The organism is Rhodopirellula sp. UH5 (assembly GCF_056839225.1).
Genome location: NZ_CM166390.1, coordinates 5,550,304 through 5,566,954, shown reverse-complemented (window position 1 = coordinate 5,566,954; position 16,651 = coordinate 5,550,304). Strand labels below are relative to the sequence as shown.

Annotated in this window: 9 protein-coding genes; 5 read left to right on the top strand and 4 right to left on the bottom strand. The window is 58.4% G+C overall.

The genetic code is table 11. From position 1 onward, the window contains the following. Nucleotides 1–353 precede the first annotated feature (353 nt). Entirely contained in the window at nt 354–1,505 is a 1,152-nt protein-coding gene (locus UH5x_RS19690; protein ID WP_482633422.1) for a cytochrome P450, read from the top strand. A 6-nt stretch (nt 1,506–1,511) separates the two neighbouring features. Continuing rightward, a complete protein-coding gene (locus tag UH5x_RS19685) occupies nt 1,512–1,967 on the top strand; it encodes a YbaN family protein (protein WP_236695968.1) in 456 nt (151 codons plus the stop codon). Between the two features lie 109 nt (nt 1,968–2,076). Here UH5x_RS19685 and UH5x_RS19680 read toward each other — a convergent pair whose 3' ends face one another. Continuing rightward, nucleotides 2,077–3,345: a sialidase family protein gene (locus tag UH5x_RS19680; protein WP_482633421.1), complete on the bottom strand. Its 1,269-nt coding sequence runs from the start codon at nt 3,343–3,345 to the stop codon at nt 2,077–2,079. A gap of 477 nt (nt 3,346–3,822) precedes the next feature. On the opposite strand from UH5x_RS19680, the gene UH5x_RS19675 reads away from it, so the two are divergent. From UH5x_RS19675 to UH5x_RS19665, 3 genes are all read left to right on the top strand, one after another. Beyond that, nucleotides 3,823–6,981 (top strand): PVC-type heme-binding CxxCH protein, encoded by a 3,159-nt coding sequence (locus tag UH5x_RS19675; RefSeq protein WP_482633420.1) that lies wholly within the window; start codon nt 3,823–3,825, stop codon nt 6,979–6,981. 75 nt (nt 6,982–7,056) lie between these two features. Next, a complete protein-coding gene (locus UH5x_RS19670) occupies nt 7,057–7,995 on the top strand; it encodes a glycerophosphodiester phosphodiesterase (RefSeq protein WP_482633419.1) in 939 nt (312 codons plus the stop codon). A gap of 217 nt (nt 7,996–8,212) precedes the next feature. Beyond that, the gene (locus tag UH5x_RS19665; protein WP_482633418.1) at nt 8,213–9,559 is read left to right on the top strand and encodes an SGNH/GDSL hydrolase family protein; all 1,347 of its coding nucleotides are present in this window, start codon (nt 8,213–8,215) and stop codon (nt 9,557–9,559) included. Between the two features lie 616 nt (nt 9,560–10,175). Here the strand turns inward: UH5x_RS19665 and UH5x_RS19660 are convergent. From UH5x_RS19660 to UH5x_RS19650, 3 genes are all read right to left on the bottom strand, one after another. Further along, nucleotides 10,176–10,712, bottom strand: coding sequence for an REP-associated tyrosine transposase (locus UH5x_RS19660; RefSeq protein WP_482633417.1), 537 nt, complete (start codon nt 10,710–10,712; stop codon nt 10,176–10,178). Nucleotides 10,713–11,582: 870 nt separating this feature from the next. Next, the gene (locus UH5x_RS19655) at nt 11,583–12,863 is read right to left on the bottom strand and encodes a DUF1501 domain-containing protein (RefSeq protein ID WP_482633416.1); all 1,281 of its coding nucleotides are present in this window, start codon (nt 12,861–12,863) and stop codon (nt 11,583–11,585) included. 34 nt (nt 12,864–12,897) lie between these two features. After that, nucleotides 12,898–16,554, bottom strand: a complete 3,657-nt coding sequence (locus UH5x_RS19650) for a DUF1553 domain-containing protein (protein ID WP_482633415.1) — start codon at nt 16,552–16,554, stop codon at nt 12,898–12,900. Between the last annotated feature and the right edge of the window lie 97 nt (nt 16,555–16,651).

The window sequence follows — 16,651 nt, the reverse complement described above, 5'->3', positions numbered from 1 at the left end:
ATCGTGATCGCGACTGCTGATCGCGGTGCGCAGACAGCCGCGAGAGCGCGCTCGGCTTTTTTGAGAGCACGCTTCTTATCAGGCCAACCCAACTCGGAACCGCCACCACGCCCACTGCCTCAACCTACACCTTGCTATACACATTCCAAAGTGCATACACTGATGCATGTTCACTCGTTGCGTGGAAGTCCCCCAGACGATCGGTTTCCAGTGCTCTGGAAGCCGTGCCGCTAACGTTGATTGGTATTGATGCGATGTGTTTCCACATCGCTCGCGTTTGCAGGCCACGTTCACTACGTCAACAAAGTCGGCGCGCTCTACTGCGTCCGTCAATGAACAGGAGCAACAACGATATGAAGTCCGACTGGAATCCCGAATCCGATCAAGTCATCCGCGATCAAGTGGCTGCGTACGATGAGATGCGTGAACGTTGTCCGGTGGCTCACAGCGAGTCACGCGGTTGGTCCGTGTTTCGTCACGCCGACGTCATGCAAATTTTGAATGACCATCCAACGTTCAGCAACCAAGTGTCGCGGCATCAATCCGTGCCCAATGGAATGGACCCGCCGGAACACACTCCTTTCCGGCAAATCATTGAACCGTATTTTTCCCCTGAACGAGTGGGCGCGTTTGAGCCGGTCTGCCGGGAGATCGCGTCCGACTTGTTGAGCGAATTGTCAGTCGGCGGCAGCGACGTGGAGGTGATGAGCGATCTGGCATCCCACTTCGCCGTTCGCATTCAATGTGCCTTTCTAGGGTGGCCAAGCAGCCTGCACGAACCGCTCCTCCGCTGGGCCGAACAAAATCAATCCGCGACTCGCGCCCGCGATCGTGTTGCCTTGTCGACGCTGGCGAGTGAACTTGATGCGATTGTCGATGACCTGATTCAGCAGCGTTCCCAATGCGGTGCCAAGAAGGACGACGACGTGACCGCTTCTCTGATGCACGAAACTGTCCATGGACGACGACTGAGCAACGAAGAAATCAGCAGCATTCTACGGAACTGGACGGTTGGCGAACTCGGAACCATCTCCGCTTCGATCGGAATTTTGATTCATCACCTGGCAGACAATGCGGAGCACCAAAGCACGTTGCGTCGTGACCGTTGCGTGCTGCTGGCCGCGATGGACGAAATCCTGCGAGTTCACAATCCATTGCATAGCAATCGGCGGACCACCACATGTCCTACCCAACTCGGTGGACGTGATCTCGACGCGGGAGAGCGTGTGGATATCAACTGGATCGCCGCCAATCGCGATCCATCCGCGTTCGAAGATGCTGGGATGGTCAAGTTCGATCGCAGTCCGAAAAACAACCTGCTGTACGGAGCTGGCATTCACGTTTGCCCGGGCGCACCACTTGCTCGGATGGAGATGCGTGTGTTCATGGAATCCCTCTTGGATCAAACACTCGGTTTTCATCTCCAGCCCGAATCCCCTCCGTCGTTGGAATCGTATCCTGCCAGCGGATACGCGACGGTCCCCATCCACGTCCAATGGAAGTGACTTTGCTTGGCCATCGCTCCCGCCCAATCCGAACAGATCGGCAGAAAGTTTTCGATGGTTGAGACCGCCTCGATGATCGAACCAGCCCGTGGCATCAAACGCTGGTTGTACTGGTTCCTGGCCGGGCTGTTCTTTGCGCTCGCCATGGTTGGTGTCGTGTTACCGGGTATCCCGACCACGCCATTCCTCCTGCTGATGTGCTACTTCCTCATCCGTGTGTCGCCAAGCTGGCACGCCAAAGCAATGGCGTGGCCAATCGTCGGCGGCCCACTGCGTGATTGGCACAACCAAGGCGGTGTTCGACCAGGAGTGAAAGTGGTTGCCATCACCATGGTCACGGTGCTGGTCGGATCAACGTTGATCCTTAGCAGTCTCCATGTCGCCGCCAAACTGGTCACCCTATCCGCCGCGGCCTACGGCATCTTTGTGGTGCTTCGACTACCGACAGTGCCCTCAAACTGATGCCCGTCCGGGTCATTTGTCTGGCCGGACACGCCGATCGGCCGACTCGCTGGCCAACCCGACTCAGGTTCCCAGGTGTCACCTGACCCGCGTCCTTCAGCCAGGGGCGCTATTGAGATTCATTGGGAGTGACAGGAATCACATTGTCGACCTCGCTTGACTGGTACAACCAACGGATCGGAAAGCGAGTGATTTGCAACGAATTCAGACCGGGGTACTCGCAATGGGCAAGCAGCACATGATCGTCGATGAACTCGATCGCCGTGTAGCAATACCACCCCTGTGGATCGGTGCCGATATTTCGGATGTGCTTCCAGGTGACGCCTTCGTCTTCGGAGAGCGCCGCTGTGAAAGGGCGCCGGCCGACTGGCTTGACGATTGCCAACGGGTCATCGCCGTTGTTCCAGACCAAGAGCAAGTCACCGGTTGACGGAATTCGCTCAATGGAAGCCGGCGAGGCACTCGGCTGAGCGATATTCGATCGCTGGAGCGGCGACCACGTCTCGCCACCGTCTTTGGAATGTGAGACCAGCTGACAATCACTGCTGCGAACAAACATCATCAGCTCACCGTTTTTGAGCTCCACCACGCCAGGTTCCTGAGCCAGCAGCTCGGATTCCAATGTGCTGGTGCTCGCACGCCATGTCTTCCCCAGGTCGTCCGACAAATAGCAAACGATCTGCGCCGAGTTCCGCCACCCTGCCCAGCCCGGTAAATAGTGAACGGCCAGCGGCACCACCAGCCGCCCCGACTTCAACTGAATCACGCGATCATTGTTGAGCACGCGGTAACCCGGTTGGTCTTTGGGCACGACAAAGGTCGGCTCCGACCACGTCGCTCCTTCGTCAGTGCTGGTGCGCATCAAGACATAGTCCAGTTGGGAATACTTTGTCCCCGGCGGACCAACATACTTCTGGATATAAAACAGGACGATCCGGTTGTCTTGCAGACGCAGGAGAGAAACCGACATCAAGTTCGTTTCACCAGGCCTTCGCTCCAGAACTGGCACATCCTCTTCGCTCCAAGTCTTGCCACCGTCAGCGGAATACCGAGCCATGAGCTCGGCGGGTGCGTGGTCACTCGTGCCGATGAACTTAGTGTAAATCAACTGAAGCCGTCCATTCTTGAGTTGGATGAAATCGCCTTCGCTGTTCCGGTCATTGTCAGGTCGGGGCGAAATCCGCAGTGGCTTCTCGACCCCTGGGGCGACCCCTTGAGGTTCTTGAGACTGCACAACAGTGGACGACACAGCGACGCAAGCCGCCACAATCAAAACGGGGGCCAAAGAACGGCAGTTTCGGATTCGCATGGTGCTGATCGCCTTCTGGAAGACGGATGGGACAGTGAAACAATTTTCAAACACGTGGTCAGGTCTCATGGGGCTGAATCAGCCACCGAGCATCAGTTCTCAGTTCACGAGACCCGAACGTGAACACGTTTCGGTGAATCGACTTTTGCCGAACGACTTCTGCTGACACGTTGAACACAGATAGCTTTCGCGACGACTTCCACTTTGGAAAGGAGGCATTCTATTCGATTCGATTCGAAGGGACGAAAAAGCAGCAGGCATCGAGTGGTCCATCCGAGACGGTGGTGAGCCTTCAGCCAAGCCACGCGGACATTGAGAGATGTCCGGAGAAACACTTTCTGAACGGGATGGCCACGATCAATCACGGCGAAGTCCGGACTGGATTACAATTGGCACCCCTGACTTGGACGCAGACGGAGGCATCGCCCTTGTGGTCGCCGGCATGGACGGCATTCAAATTCTGTTTCACCAACGGAAGCCTCCCTCGTCTCGCGCGTCCTGATTCCCTCCCCTCCCTCCTTCCATTTCATTGCTCGGACGCTGTTCATGTTGCGATCCATTTGGCGATCTGCCTGCCTGTCTTTTTTCGTTGTCAGCTGCGGCAGTGCGTCCGCCCAAATCTCACCCACCGACTCTCTCAAGTCGTTGCATCCGGCCGCAGGCATGGAAGTATCTCTTTGGGCCAGCGAGCCAATGGTGAGAAACCCAACGGCAATGGAGATCGATTCACGCGGACGTGTTTGGATTGCGGAAGGACTCAACTATCGAATGAAACAGAAAGAGTTCGATTCGATGAGCCGAGTCGCAGACGCGGATCAGATCAAGATCCTCAGCGACACCAATGGCGACGGAAAAGCCGACCAAGTCAACGTGTTCGCTGACAACATTTTCCCGGTGCCGTTGGGACTGGCCGTGGAAGAGATTTGGAAAGATGGCGTTCAAACCGGAACGCGGGTCTACACGGGCAATTCACCCAACCTCTTGGTTCTGGAAGACACCGATGGGGACGACATCGCGGATCGCCGACACACTCTGCTGACTGGATTTCGTGGTGTCGATAGCGACCATGGACTGCATGGGATGACTTTCGGTCCCGATGGGAAACTGTATTTCACCGTTGGCGACGCCCGCTACGGAGCAGACAAACTGAAACCCGGCGAACCGACGCTGGATGTCATGGACCAATCCGGCCAACGGGTGACGTCCTCGAATGTTGGCACAACGCTACGCGTGAACCGCGACGGAACCCAACTGAAGATTCTGTCGTCAGGTCATCGCAACAACTACGAGGCAGCGGTGGATTCCTTCGGAAACGTGTTTGGCAGCGACAACGATGATGACGGCGATCGTGGTTGCCGGATGTACTGGGTACTGGAAGGCGGCGAGTACGGTTACCAGCATCCTGATTCGCCTCGGCACTGGGCGGAAGAATTGCCCGGCATCATTCCGAAGTTGGTTGGAACCGGAAACGGGTCACCGAGTGGGCTGGTGGTCTACGAGGGAAGCCTGTTGCCCGAACAGTATCATGGCGCGGTGCTGCAGATCGATGCGGGGACACATCAAGTCAATTCGCACCCACTCGTTCGCCATGGGGCCGGCTTCCGATCGGACTACGATGTGCTGCTGAAAGGCGATGACGACTGGTTCCGCCCCGTCGATGTCTCCGTCGCCACCGATGGATCGCTGTTCGTCTGCGATTGGTACGATGCCGGAGTCGGTGGCAACCGGTTTTCCGATCAGACGACCGGGCGGATCTATCGCGTCAGCGCAGAAAATACCAAGCCGAACACGTTGACATTCCACGGGGACAACGCGGCCGAAGCGTTGCGGTCACCCAACGCAGTGGCACGACTGGCCGCACGTGACCAATTGGTGAGACAAGGTGCGGGAGCCCGCGATGAATTGCTGGAGTTGCTCCAGGACACAAACCCAGTCATCCGCGCGCGAGCACTTCATGTCCTGCATGGACTGCCAACCACCGGCCAAGCCGACGTGGCGGAAGCTATCCACGATCCCGATCCGCGAATCCGCGAAACGTCACTCAGCCTGCTCAGTGAATCGGACCGAGACAATGAATCGAACCAGAACCTTGATCGAATCCTAGCCCTCGTTGACGATCCGGACGCCGGCGTGCGCCGCGCATTGTTGCTCGCCATTTCGAACCAGCCAACCGAAGACATCGGCGCCGCGTTGCAATCGTTGACCGCTGCATGGGACGGTCGCGACCGGTTTTATCTGGAGGCTCTGCGAGTCGCCTTGATCCATCGCGAGCCAGAATTCATCACGCGTCTGTTCAGCACCTTGGCTGAAACAGCGATCCAAGCGGGGTGGGATGAGCAACCGATCGCCGTGCCTCCGTTTTACCCGGTTGGTTCCAACGATGCGTTCCTTCGGCCTCAGGATGCATTGCCGCCCTCGAATTCGGCGTCACGCGTAATTGGCTTGGCGTGGGTGCTTCAGCGCAGCGAAGCGTTGCCTGCGATGGAGCAACTGCTATCGCACAACCAATCCCCTTCGGTCGAACAAGCTGCTTCGCTTGCCCTGGCTGGAATTGCAGACCCGGCTGCTGGTCGTGTGCTCGTCCAACGATTCTTTGCAGATGGAGTCACCGCCGAAGGCAAACTCGAAATCATCAGGCAACTCGGTCGCAAACTTGCCACCGATTGGCGTGAACTTGCCAAAGACGATTCGCTAAGGCAGGTGTTCATGAATGCCTTGGACTCGCCCGCATTCCAGATCACCGCGATCGCGTCGATCGCAAACGCATCGTTGGTCGGATTCGAAGCCCCACTGATGAAACTTGCAGGCGACGACACACAACAGGATGTTGTTCGCGTGGCAGCCCTGACGTCCCTCGGAAAAATGAAGCACCAGCCTGTTCGTGCGTTAGCAGCCAAGTTGATCGACGATGCGCAAGGCAGTCCGAGCGGTGGACGACTTGCCTTGGCCGCGCTCGAAACGATCCACTCGATGGCAGACGACACGGCACAACCCCCCCTGCTGCATGCCCTCCTTGATGAAAACATGCCACTGGATGCAAGACGTCGATCTTTGCAGCTGATCGCGACGAGCTTCCAAGGAGCCAACACGGTCTTGTCGCTGCAAAAGCAGACGAAGATTGCTGCCGACTTGGAGAGCGAACTGTCGTTCCTGCTGCACAATCATTCCGATCGTCGAATTCGTCTCGCAGCTGAGGAGCAACTTCCAGTGAAGGCAGGCAGCGACAGCGCGAAGATTCACAACGTGCAAGCGGTGCTGGCGATGCAAGGCAACGTCGAACGAGGCCGCGAGCTGTTTGCCAATCACAAAGACGCCGCCTGCGCGCGATGCCACCGGGTCACCGGGGAAGGCGCGTTGGTCGGCCCCGATCTGGCGTCCGTGGGGATGAAGTACGGTGACCGAGAACTGCTGTATCACATCCAATACCCAAGCGGAGCGATCAACTACAACTTTGTCGCGACCACCTTTCTGCTGGAAGACGGCCGCGTCCAAAACGGATTGGTACTCGATCGCCGAGACGGAAAAATCACGCTCGGCATCGCCACCGGCCAACAGATCACGATCGACGAAGCAGACATCGAAGAGGAACGCCCCCAATCCGTCTCGCTGATGCCCGAAGGCCTCGTCGCCAACTTCACTGAGCAACAACTTTCCGACTTGATCGAATACTTGCTGACGCTCCGCCAAGGCGACGCAGTCCAATAGGGAAGTGGCATCGGCTTCCAGCCTGTGAAGGAACCAGTCCAACCAACAGCCCCCTGCACAATTAGAAACAAAACGATGAGCAACACCCCGCCTTCCTATCGGCTCGCCTTCACTGGGATGCGTTCACGACGCCAAAACGATAGACAACAACGAGGTGCTGTCAGTTGCCTGGTGCTCTGCACCGTGTTTGCAATCGCCACGTGCGGCAGGGCCGAGGCCCAAACGCATGCAGAGGATTTGGCGGCAGCGGCCGGATCCGTCCAGCGAATTTCGGCGCATCGTGGATCGAGCCATGATCGTCCCGAAAACACCATCGCAGCGATCGAAAGAGCGATGGAAGCCGGAGCAACGGCGGTCGAACTTGACGTCCGCACCTCGCGCGATGGCAAGTTGGTGATCATGCACGATGCGAAGGTGGACCGGACAACCAACGGCAGCGGGCGTGTCAACGATCTGACCTGGAACGAACTGGCGGCACTGGACGCCGGAACTTGGTTCGGAACGGAGTACCATGCCGAACGGGTGCCTTCACTGGAACAAGCACTGCAGGTCTGCCGTGGACGGATCGATGTCCAATTGGACCTGAAGGAAGAAGGCGCGACGTATGCGGATCGAATTGCCGCAGCCGTGAAAGTCCATGGCGAACCCGCGCGGACGATCGCGGCCGTGCGAACCGTGGAACAATCGCAGCAACTCAAAGAACGCTTGCCGGAACTCCAGACGCTGATCTTCCTGCGTCAGAAAAAGCAGATGGAGGCGTTTTTATCCGCGAACATGAATTACTTGCGACCTCAGATTGCTTGGATCGAAAACGACCCAACGCTACTGACAAAGATTCGCGAGGCGGGAGCGAAGATCCATTTCGACGCGACGACAGGGACACCCGAGAAAGTTCTGCCGCTGCTAAAATATCGTCCGGAATCTTTGCTGTGCGATGATCCCGGGAAACTGGTCCAAACGCTTGCCGAACTGCAGGCAAAGAACCCATCGCGGAAGCCAAGGACTCAGGACTGAATGGCACTGGAGCGGCGTCAGTCCCATGCCTCGCCAGCACCGTTCGTCGGCGTGAACGATGCCGCTCCCCGTGCACGATCCGGCGTGATCGCAAGCCCTCCCTTGGCCAGTCCAACAACGGAGGCGACGCGGAGCGAGTCGAAAAAGGTCGAGAACTCAGAACCATTTGCCGCCAAGAAATCGCGGTCATCCCAGTGGAAGCATTGAAGGTCACCCCATGAAACCTACCCTGACACTCACCCTCCTTCTCCTCATGGTGCAAGCGATCGCGATCTGCTGCGTCACATCGGTTGCGGCTGAATCCCCCGTCGCGACGCCCGCAGAGGTGCGGCTGACGGGAGCATGGACCATCTCGGTGACCGTGCCGGGACCTCAATCGGTTGCGGCTGAATTGAAACTCGCTGGTCCCGAAATCGTCACGGTCACCCACGAGAAACACGATCGTTTACCCGACTTCGACGCCAAGACAACAGCGGGCTGGCGAAAGGGTGTTCGGCTCAAAGGAGTCATCGCAGCGGAATGCACGGTCGAAGGTTTGCTCGACCCCACCAGCGTTGTCGTCCGAGCCGGTCTGGAGCCCGCGGCCAAGACCTTTCAAAGAGGGATCGACTACGAGGCTGACCTTGTCTCCGGCACGGTCGGTCGGTTGCCGCAGGGAGCCATCGCCCCCGACCAACCGGTGTACATCGACTACCAACACACCAAACAACGCATCGATTCAGTCGTGCTCGACGGCCATCATCGGATCGTGCTGAAGAAAGGAACGCCACATGCTTCCATGCCCGAACCGCCGGCTTTGGATGCGGGCCAGATCCGGCTGGCGAACATCTACCTTCCCACCCGCCTTGATGCGTTGAGCAAGGACCACGTCTTCCCAATCTTGGAAACCGCCTACCCCGAAACAACAGCCAACGGTTCTTCCGTTGCGGATACATTGCTGCCTGAGTCTTTGAAAAAGCTCCAGTCCGGAGAGCCCCTGAAAATCCTCGCTTGGGGTGACAGCGTGTCGACCTTCAATCGCTACCAATCGATGTTTGTGGAGCGTCTGAAATCGCGTTATCCAAACGCCAAAATCGAATTGGTCACGGAGGCGTGGGGCGGACGGAATACCGGTAGCTACCTGAGCGAGCCACCGGGCAGCGAACACAACTACCAGGAGAAGGTGTTGAACCGGCAGGCCGATCTGATCGTGTCGGAGTTCGTCAACGATGCCGGTCTTTCAGAAGTGCAAGTGGAGGAGCGTTACGGAAAGATCCTCGCTGACTTCCGCGAGAGAGATGCCGAGTGGATCATTCTGACACCGCACTATGTTCGCCCCAGCTGGATGGGGTTTTCGAGCCAGCAAAACATCGATGACGATCCCCGCGCCTACGTCCAAGGCGTTCGTGCTTTTGCGCAACAGAACCAGATCGCGGTCGCTGAAGGATCCCTTCGCTACGGTCGGCTCTGGCGACAGGGAATCCCTTACATCACCCTGATGGAAAACAACATCAACCATCCCAACGTCAACGGCCACCGGATTTTCGCCGACAGTCTGATGGCACTCTTCCCAAAGCCCGAATGATGAGGGGAAGCCGTTCGAAATCAACTCGAACCACCAGCTTTCTCGCGTCTGTTTTCGGCGTCTTTTGATTCGTTCTCTGTGACCGGTTCAAGCGACCTGTTGCCCTCCTCATTCCTCTCGTTCCCAGGCTCCCGCCTGGGAACGCCATGCACCGCAGGCTCTGCCTGCCGGGTTGGAGAGACAGGAGGCAGGAGCCTCCAAGACAGGGTGTGCCCAGGCGGAGCCTGGGTACAAGGGTGCCTCTCGTTCCCTGGCTCCCGCCTGGGAACGCCATGCGCCGCAGGCTCTGCCTGCCGGGTTGGAGAGACAGGAGGCGGGAGCCTCCAAGACAGAGTGTGCCCAGGCAGAGCCTGGGTACAAGGGTGCTGCTCGTTCCCAGGCTCCCGCCTGGGAACGCCATGCGCCGCAGGCTCTGCCTGCCGGTTTGGGAGACAGGAGGCAGGAGCCTCCAAGGCAGGGTGTGCCCAGGCGGAGCCTGGGTACAAGGGTGCCGCTCGTTCCCAGGCTCCCGCCTGGGTACGCCATGCGCCGCAGGCTCTGCCTGCCGGTTTGGAGAGACAGGAGGCAGGAGCCTCCAAGACAGGGTGTGCCCAGGCGGAGCCTGGGTACAAGGGTGCTACATCCAGTCGGTGCAAACGTTGATGAGACAAGGCTGGCGAGCGTAAGCTCTAGCACTGGAGAAACGCCAGTGCAGCGGATCGTCGACGTATCCACGCCGCAGCGGATTGTGGTGCATGTATTCAATCTTTTGCCACATCACTTCGTCCGACTCCATCACTTGCGGATGACTTCCTTCTTGCCATAGCTGGTGCGTTTGGTCGACCTTGTGACGCAGTTTGAAATACTCCAGTTCTTGAAGCAACGTTTCATATCCCATCCGCTTCATCTTGTGGAAGATGCTCGTCGCCGTGAATGACTTGAACTCTCCGACGCGTTTGCCAATTTGCGGGCCCACCGCAATCCAGTGAAGATGGTTTTCCATGACAACGAATCCGAGGATTCGGATGTCACGCTCGCCTTGAAGAAAACGCCAACTATCGAAAATGACGTCGGTGAATGCCGGGTAAGAAAAGACAGGCAACCAAGCCACGATGGTGTCGGTCATGAAGTACGGCCGGTAGTCTTCTCCGAACTTGTATCGAGAGCGAGACATGATTGCTTTCCTGGGCGAGAGGATGGACACCTTCCGTCAGCCTAGCATTTCGTCACGACTCGTTCCCAGGCTCCCGCCTGGGAACGCCATGCACCGCAGGCTCTGCCTGCCGGGTTGGGGACAGGAGGCGGGAGCCTCCAAGACAGAGTGTGCCCAGGCGGAGCCTGGGTACAAGCGTGCTGCTCGTTCCCAGGCTCGCGCTTGGGAACGCCATTCGTCGCAGGCTCTGCCTGCCGGGTTGGGGGACAGGAGGCAGGAGCCTCCAAGACAGGGTGTGCCCAGGCGGAGCCTGGGTACAAGGGTGCCGCTCGTTTGCTCGTTCCCTGGCTCCCGCCTGGGAACGTCATGCACCGCAGGCCCTGCCTGCCGGGTTGGGAGACAGGAGGCGGGAGCCTCCAAGACAGAGTGTGCCCAGGCGGAGCCTGGGTACAAGGGTGCCGCTCGTTCCCTGGCTCGCGCTTGGGAACGCCATTCGTCGCAGGCTCTGCCTGACGGTTTGGGAGACAGGAGGCGGGAGCCTCCAAGACAGGGTGTGCCCAGGCGGAGCCTGGGTACAAGCGTGCTGCTCGTTCCCTGGCTCCCGCCTGGGAACGTCATGCACCGCAGGCCCTGCCTGCCGGGTTGGGAGACAGGAGGCGGGAGCCTCCAAGACAGGGTGTGCCCAGGCGGAGCCTGGGTACAAGGGTGCCGCTCGTTCCCTGGCTCCCGCCTGGGAACGCCATGCGCCACAGGCTCTGCTTGCCGGTTTGGGAGACAGGAGGCAGGAGCCTCCAAGGCAGGCTGTGCCCAGGCGGAGCCTGGGTACAAGGGTGCGAGGTTTGGCGAGGAGGAGGCATCATTGGACGCATGACACTGCCCCCTGCTCATTGCTCAGCCAAACAACGCCGCGACAGGTTTCCCTTGATCGGTAATCGGAATCGGACGAGACCCATCGAATAGTTCGAGCCCTGGATTGATGCCAAGGGCAGCGTGGATCGTGGCATGGAAGTCGGGAACGGAAACAGGTTTTTCGACGATCTTTTTACTCAGCTCATCCGTGACGCCGTAGGCCCCTTGATGGTTGAGGCCCCCGCCAGCGAGAACCAAACTGAAACACGTCCCTTGGTGCCCGCGCCCGCCACGACCATCATATTCCGCTGGCCGGCCAAACTCGGTCCCGATCGCAATCAGTGTTTTGTCCAGGATGCCCTGTTGTTCCAGGTCCGTGATGAGTGCTGACAACGCGATGTCGAGTTCCTTGATCAGCACATGTTGATTCTGCTGGCCTTCGTTGTGAGTGTCCCAACCAGTTCCATTGATGAAATTCAGATTGTGCGACACTTCGATGAATCGTACCCCAGCCTGCACGAGGCGTCGGGCCAACAAACATCGTTGCCCGAACTCCCCCCCATACGCATTCCGCAGATCGTCGCTCTCATCCTGCAAGCGGAAATGACGCATGAAGTCTGGCCCAGCCAAACGCAGTGCTTCGGTCTGAGCAGTGCGGTACTCCGAGAGCAGGGAGTCGCTCGGGACGCGGTCGGTCAGTGGCTGGAGCAATTGACGGCGTCGATCGACTCGAAGCGCAGTCACGTCCGCCGGCCGTGAGAAACCAGCGGGCCCGCTTTCGGTATCGACCAGATAAACGTAGCCAGCCTTTGGCCCCAGGAAACCGGGACCACGGGCGACGTTGGGATAACCGATCAGCATGTAAGCGGGAACGTCGGGGTTCGCTGCACCACGCACATGACTGACAATGGAACCGATCGACGGATAGGTCGTGCTTCCACTGATGGGGCGCCCCGTGTGGACAAAGTTCGTGCCGAAAGCGTGTTCGTCGACCAGGTGATGATTCACGGTGCGAATGGCGGTCATGCGATCGGCGAGCTTCGCCGAACGAGGCAGGTGTTCGCAAAACTGAACTCCCGGCACGACGGTGTCGATGGCCTCGTATTCCGAGCCAGCGAGTTTCGGCGAGGCTTGGGAGTTACCACGACGCTTTGGATCGAAGGTGTCGATCTGAGACATGCCTCCGCCCAGCCATATGAACACAACGTGCTCGGCTTTGCCCTTCGGAAGATTGACCGCTGGCGGTGATGCGAGCACCGAGGGATTGGCCAAAGCGGCTCCAGCAATTGCGCCGGATTGAGCAATGAAGTTGCGGCGTTTCATCGTGGTACTCCAGTGTTGGACTGTTTCCATGGATCTACGGTGTGTAAACCCATTCCGGCGAATTCAGGACGGCCCACAGCATGTCTTCCATGCGGAGACGCCAGTCCTCGTTCAAAGCGTTGGTGGGTGGATCGCCACGGCGGGCGTCAGCTTCCTTTTGCACCGCCAACGTATTGGCCGGCCCATCGACATGGTTCGACCAGCTCACGTAACGGATGCGTTCGCGTTTGCCGGGTGTCGGTTGGATGCGTTTCGATTCCGGAATCACGCGTGTGTCGTAGCCATCGGACAGAAAGCGAACGTACCGTTCCTTCTCTTCCGCGGATGGTTTCCGTGTCAGCAGTCGAAGGAAAATGCGATCGACCAGTTGCTCAACGGGCTGGTCCTTCAGCACGAGTGATGTGATTCCGTGGCGGTCGCTCAGCCGAGTCAGCCAAGTGCTCATGACGCCGTTGGCCAAAATCGCTGGCTGAAGGATGTTGGAATCCGTGTCGCGAAGACTCTGCGGATCCTGGCGAGCACCTCGCCAACCGAAGGTCTTCAACACGCTCGTGACGGCCGTGATCCGTGGCAGAGACAAACTGGGACGATCCCGTTCGTTCGAGCTCGAGGTGAGCATCCAGCAACGACTCGCTGGTCCGAGCGAGATCGTCGTGTTCACTGCTCGCACACTGTCAATGTCCAAACTGACTTCCTCCACATCAAACGGGGTTCCGGTGGCGTGGAAAACAGAGTCGACGATCTGCTCGGCCGTCAATCGACGCGGTGCTGGCGAAATGAACAGCGGACTGGTTTCGATCAGCGACAAGTCCGTCGCACGCTGGTACGCATGCGAGTTGAGAATCAATCGATTGATGGCTTGGAGGTCATACCCGGTCGCGACGAACTGGTGCCCGAGCCACCGCAGCAGTGCCGGGTGCGTGGGACGATTTTTTTCCCAGTCGGACACTCCAGCAACCAGGCCACGCCCCATCAGTCGCTGCCAAACACGGTTGACCATCACCTGAGCAAAGCGTTCGTTCTGAGGAGCCGTGATCAACGCGGCGAGTCGATCTCGCGAATTCCCGGGACGTTCAGCCAATGCATCCGCAACCGATTCATCGCAGTAGCGTTCGAACGGCCAAGCGGGCGCGACGACGGTTCCAGGTTGCAGGGTCACCTGGATCAGCGGTTGGCGGCCCGCCTGACTCAGCCGATCCATCGGCACACTGCTGGATTCGGGCAACGTGATCGGCTTTTGCTTGAGCGATGCCGCAAGCTGCATCAAATCTTCCTGCAAGGAAACATGCGATGGGGAATCGTGACAGCGAGCACATTTCATTTCGACTCCCAGAAATGCAGAGCTGACAATGATTCCTTTGGCAGCCATCGGCAGGTCGTTCTGCGTCGCCGTGGCGAAACCAGCAGGACCACCAAAACGCTCGCTCCCTTCCATGCGAATCAGTTCGGTCACGAACAGGTCGGCAGGTTTGTTATCCAACAGCGACTCGTGGAGCCACCAGCGGAACGGCCCGGTGTTGTTCAATGTCGGGTTGAGCATGTTCGGGTTCTCAGCAAGAACATCCAGCCAGTAGCCCATCCAGTTGTCTGCCCAGCGAGGATCGTCCAACAACCGGTCAATCACCTGACTGCGGCGTGTCTCGGGGGCGTCATTGCAGAATGCGATGATCTCCGATTCCGTCGGGGGCACACCGACGATGTCCAGGGTTACCCGACGAAGAAATTGCAAGTCATCGGCCAACGGCGTCAACTCAAAACGGTCAACGTCGAACTGCGGCCAGACAGCCCCCTCCTCAATCCAGCGTTGAAGCAGCGAGACTTCCTCGTCCGTCAACGGATCGCCCTTGGGCGGCATCACGACATCCTCGTCCTCCGTTGTGACCCGATCAATCAACGCGCTGCTGTCGATGTCGCCGGGAACAATGGCTGGACCGTCCGATTCGCCACCGATCAACACAGACGGATGATCGTCCAGACGCAGATCCCCCTGAGCCTTTTCACCTTGATGGCAAGCGTAACAACGTGATTCCAACAGCGGGCGAATCTGCCTGAAGTAATCGATGCTGGTCGCATCACTCCGAACGGATTCCTGTTGGACGTCTGATATCCGTGCGGCAATGAAATGATCGATCGCATTCCGAGCGGGGTATCCGCTGGGCAGCTCCGGCACAGCAACCTTGTCGATGCTCGACAGCCACTCGGCGGCGATGGCACGGCGGCGTTTCCAGTAATCCTGGTTGGCCGCACGACGTTCCGATCGAGCCACAGCATTCCTCTTGGCGAGCACTGAGCGACGTTCCTCTTCGTATGCTTGCCATCCATCATCCGTGTAATGCACTTCGCGATTCCCGCCCGAAAGCAGCCACCATGATTCGCTTTTTTCCGGTGAGATGGCAACCACCGTCTCACCGACATCAGGCCGGAACGTGCTGCGTCCAGTGACACCACCCACCATTGTTTCGAGGATGACAAAATGCTCGCCACCTTTCGTTTCAAATTCACACCATGCCTCCCGATTGCCGGGGGGAGCAAAGCGGAAGTCTGGCCCGAGATCAAGGTACTCGTCCTGAACCGAGAGTGGCTCATAGCCTCCGGGGTCGTGCGGACGAGGCGAAGTCTCTAACAATTTCTTTCCGTCGACGAACAGACGACAGGCACCACGGCCTCGCAACAGAAGCCGATGTTTCCCCGGTGGGAACCCCACGACTGCCGAGGCTCGCAAATGCGATGGGTTGGACCGATCACCCCGAACGCCCGTCGCGACGTACTTGTGCGGCAGTTCGAACAGCCCGAAGACCTCTTCCAGGTAAGTCTCGGTGACGACCGGCTCTTCGGGCCAATGATTGGATTTCGGGACGCCCTCCTCGCTGATCTGAATCAACACCTTGCCCGGCGGAACCATCTCCCGCGTCACGGGTGGTGGTGGTGGGACAAACTGATAGCGTTGGCTCATCTCATCGGGATCCAACTCACCGCGATAGATTGCGAGGTGATCCAACCAGCCTTGAAAGGAGGAGCCTTCTTCTCGGGTAAAGCCCGTGCCGATGACAAGATCATCCGCATCCTGCACCGGCGGAAGATCGGTCGCACCGCTCTCATCCCATGCTCCCGTGACCGCTTTGCCGTCGATCCAAGCCAACAGGCTGTCACTTTTCCCGAACGTGAACTGCAATGCCACGTGATGCCAGCCCGTGCCAGGCACCGTGGACTCGCTCCACCACCGATGCCACAATCGATCCTTTGTCTCGGGATGCTCACTCGTGAACAGGATTCCAAAACGGGCTCCGCCCTTCACTCCCTGAAATCGAACGGAGTAATTCTGATTCTTCTCCGCGAAGTCCTCCCCGTGCTTTGGGTGCCGTCCCTTGCCCAGAAGATAGGCGGTTTGTCCTGCGCGGATGCCCTTGAACTTCACCCAGGTTTCAAAGGCAAATGTGTCCCCTTTGCCAAAACGAACATTGGTGAAACCACCTCGCTCGTGATCCTTCACCAAAATGGCTCCTTCATGCCCCGCGAAGGGCATCGCCATGTTGCCACGGTCAAATCCGGGATACTTCGGTGGTCTTGGACCACTTTCGAGCGTTCCATGTTGGCCCAGCCAACTCCCCGGTTGCGACGCACCATCAAACTGCCATTGCAAAACCGTTTCACCGGCCGAGGAAGCACCACCGCTCAACAGCGCGACCAACATGATCATTCGAAGTGACCAATTCACGAATCGCCTGGCTGGATTGTGACGAGTTCCGAAACCGCACTCAGAAACTCCGATTCCTCCGACAGGCTCGTCA

Bases quoted from the DNA above. Each gene is read 5' to 3' on its own strand.
- UH5x_RS19690 (WP_482633422.1), top strand. From the start codon at position 354: ATGAAGTCCGACTGGAATCCCGAATCCGATCAAGTCATCCGCGATCAA.
- UH5x_RS19680 (WP_482633421.1), bottom strand. From the start codon at position 3,345: ATGAGACCTGACCACGTGTTTGAAAATTGTTTCACTGTCCCATCCGTC.
- UH5x_RS19675 (WP_482633420.1), top strand. From the start codon at position 3,823: ATGTTGCGATCCATTTGGCGATCTGCCTGCCTGTCTTTTTTCGTTGTC.
- UH5x_RS19670 (WP_482633419.1), top strand. From the start codon at position 7,057: ATGAGCAACACCCCGCCTTCCTATCGGCTCGCCTTCACTGGGATGCGT.
- UH5x_RS19665 (WP_482633418.1), top strand. From the start codon at position 8,213: ATGAAACCTACCCTGACACTCACCCTCCTTCTCCTCATGGTGCAAGCG.
- UH5x_RS19660 (WP_482633417.1), bottom strand. From the start codon at position 10,712: ATGTCTCGCTCTCGATACAAGTTCGGAGAAGACTACCGGCCGTACTTC.
- UH5x_RS19655 (WP_482633416.1), bottom strand. From the start codon at position 12,863: ATGAAACGCCGCAACTTCATTGCTCAATCCGGCGCAATTGCTGGAGCC.
- UH5x_RS19650 (WP_482633415.1), bottom strand. From the start codon at position 16,554: ATGTTGGTCGCGCTGTTGAGCGGTGGTGCTTCCTCGGCCGGTGAAACG.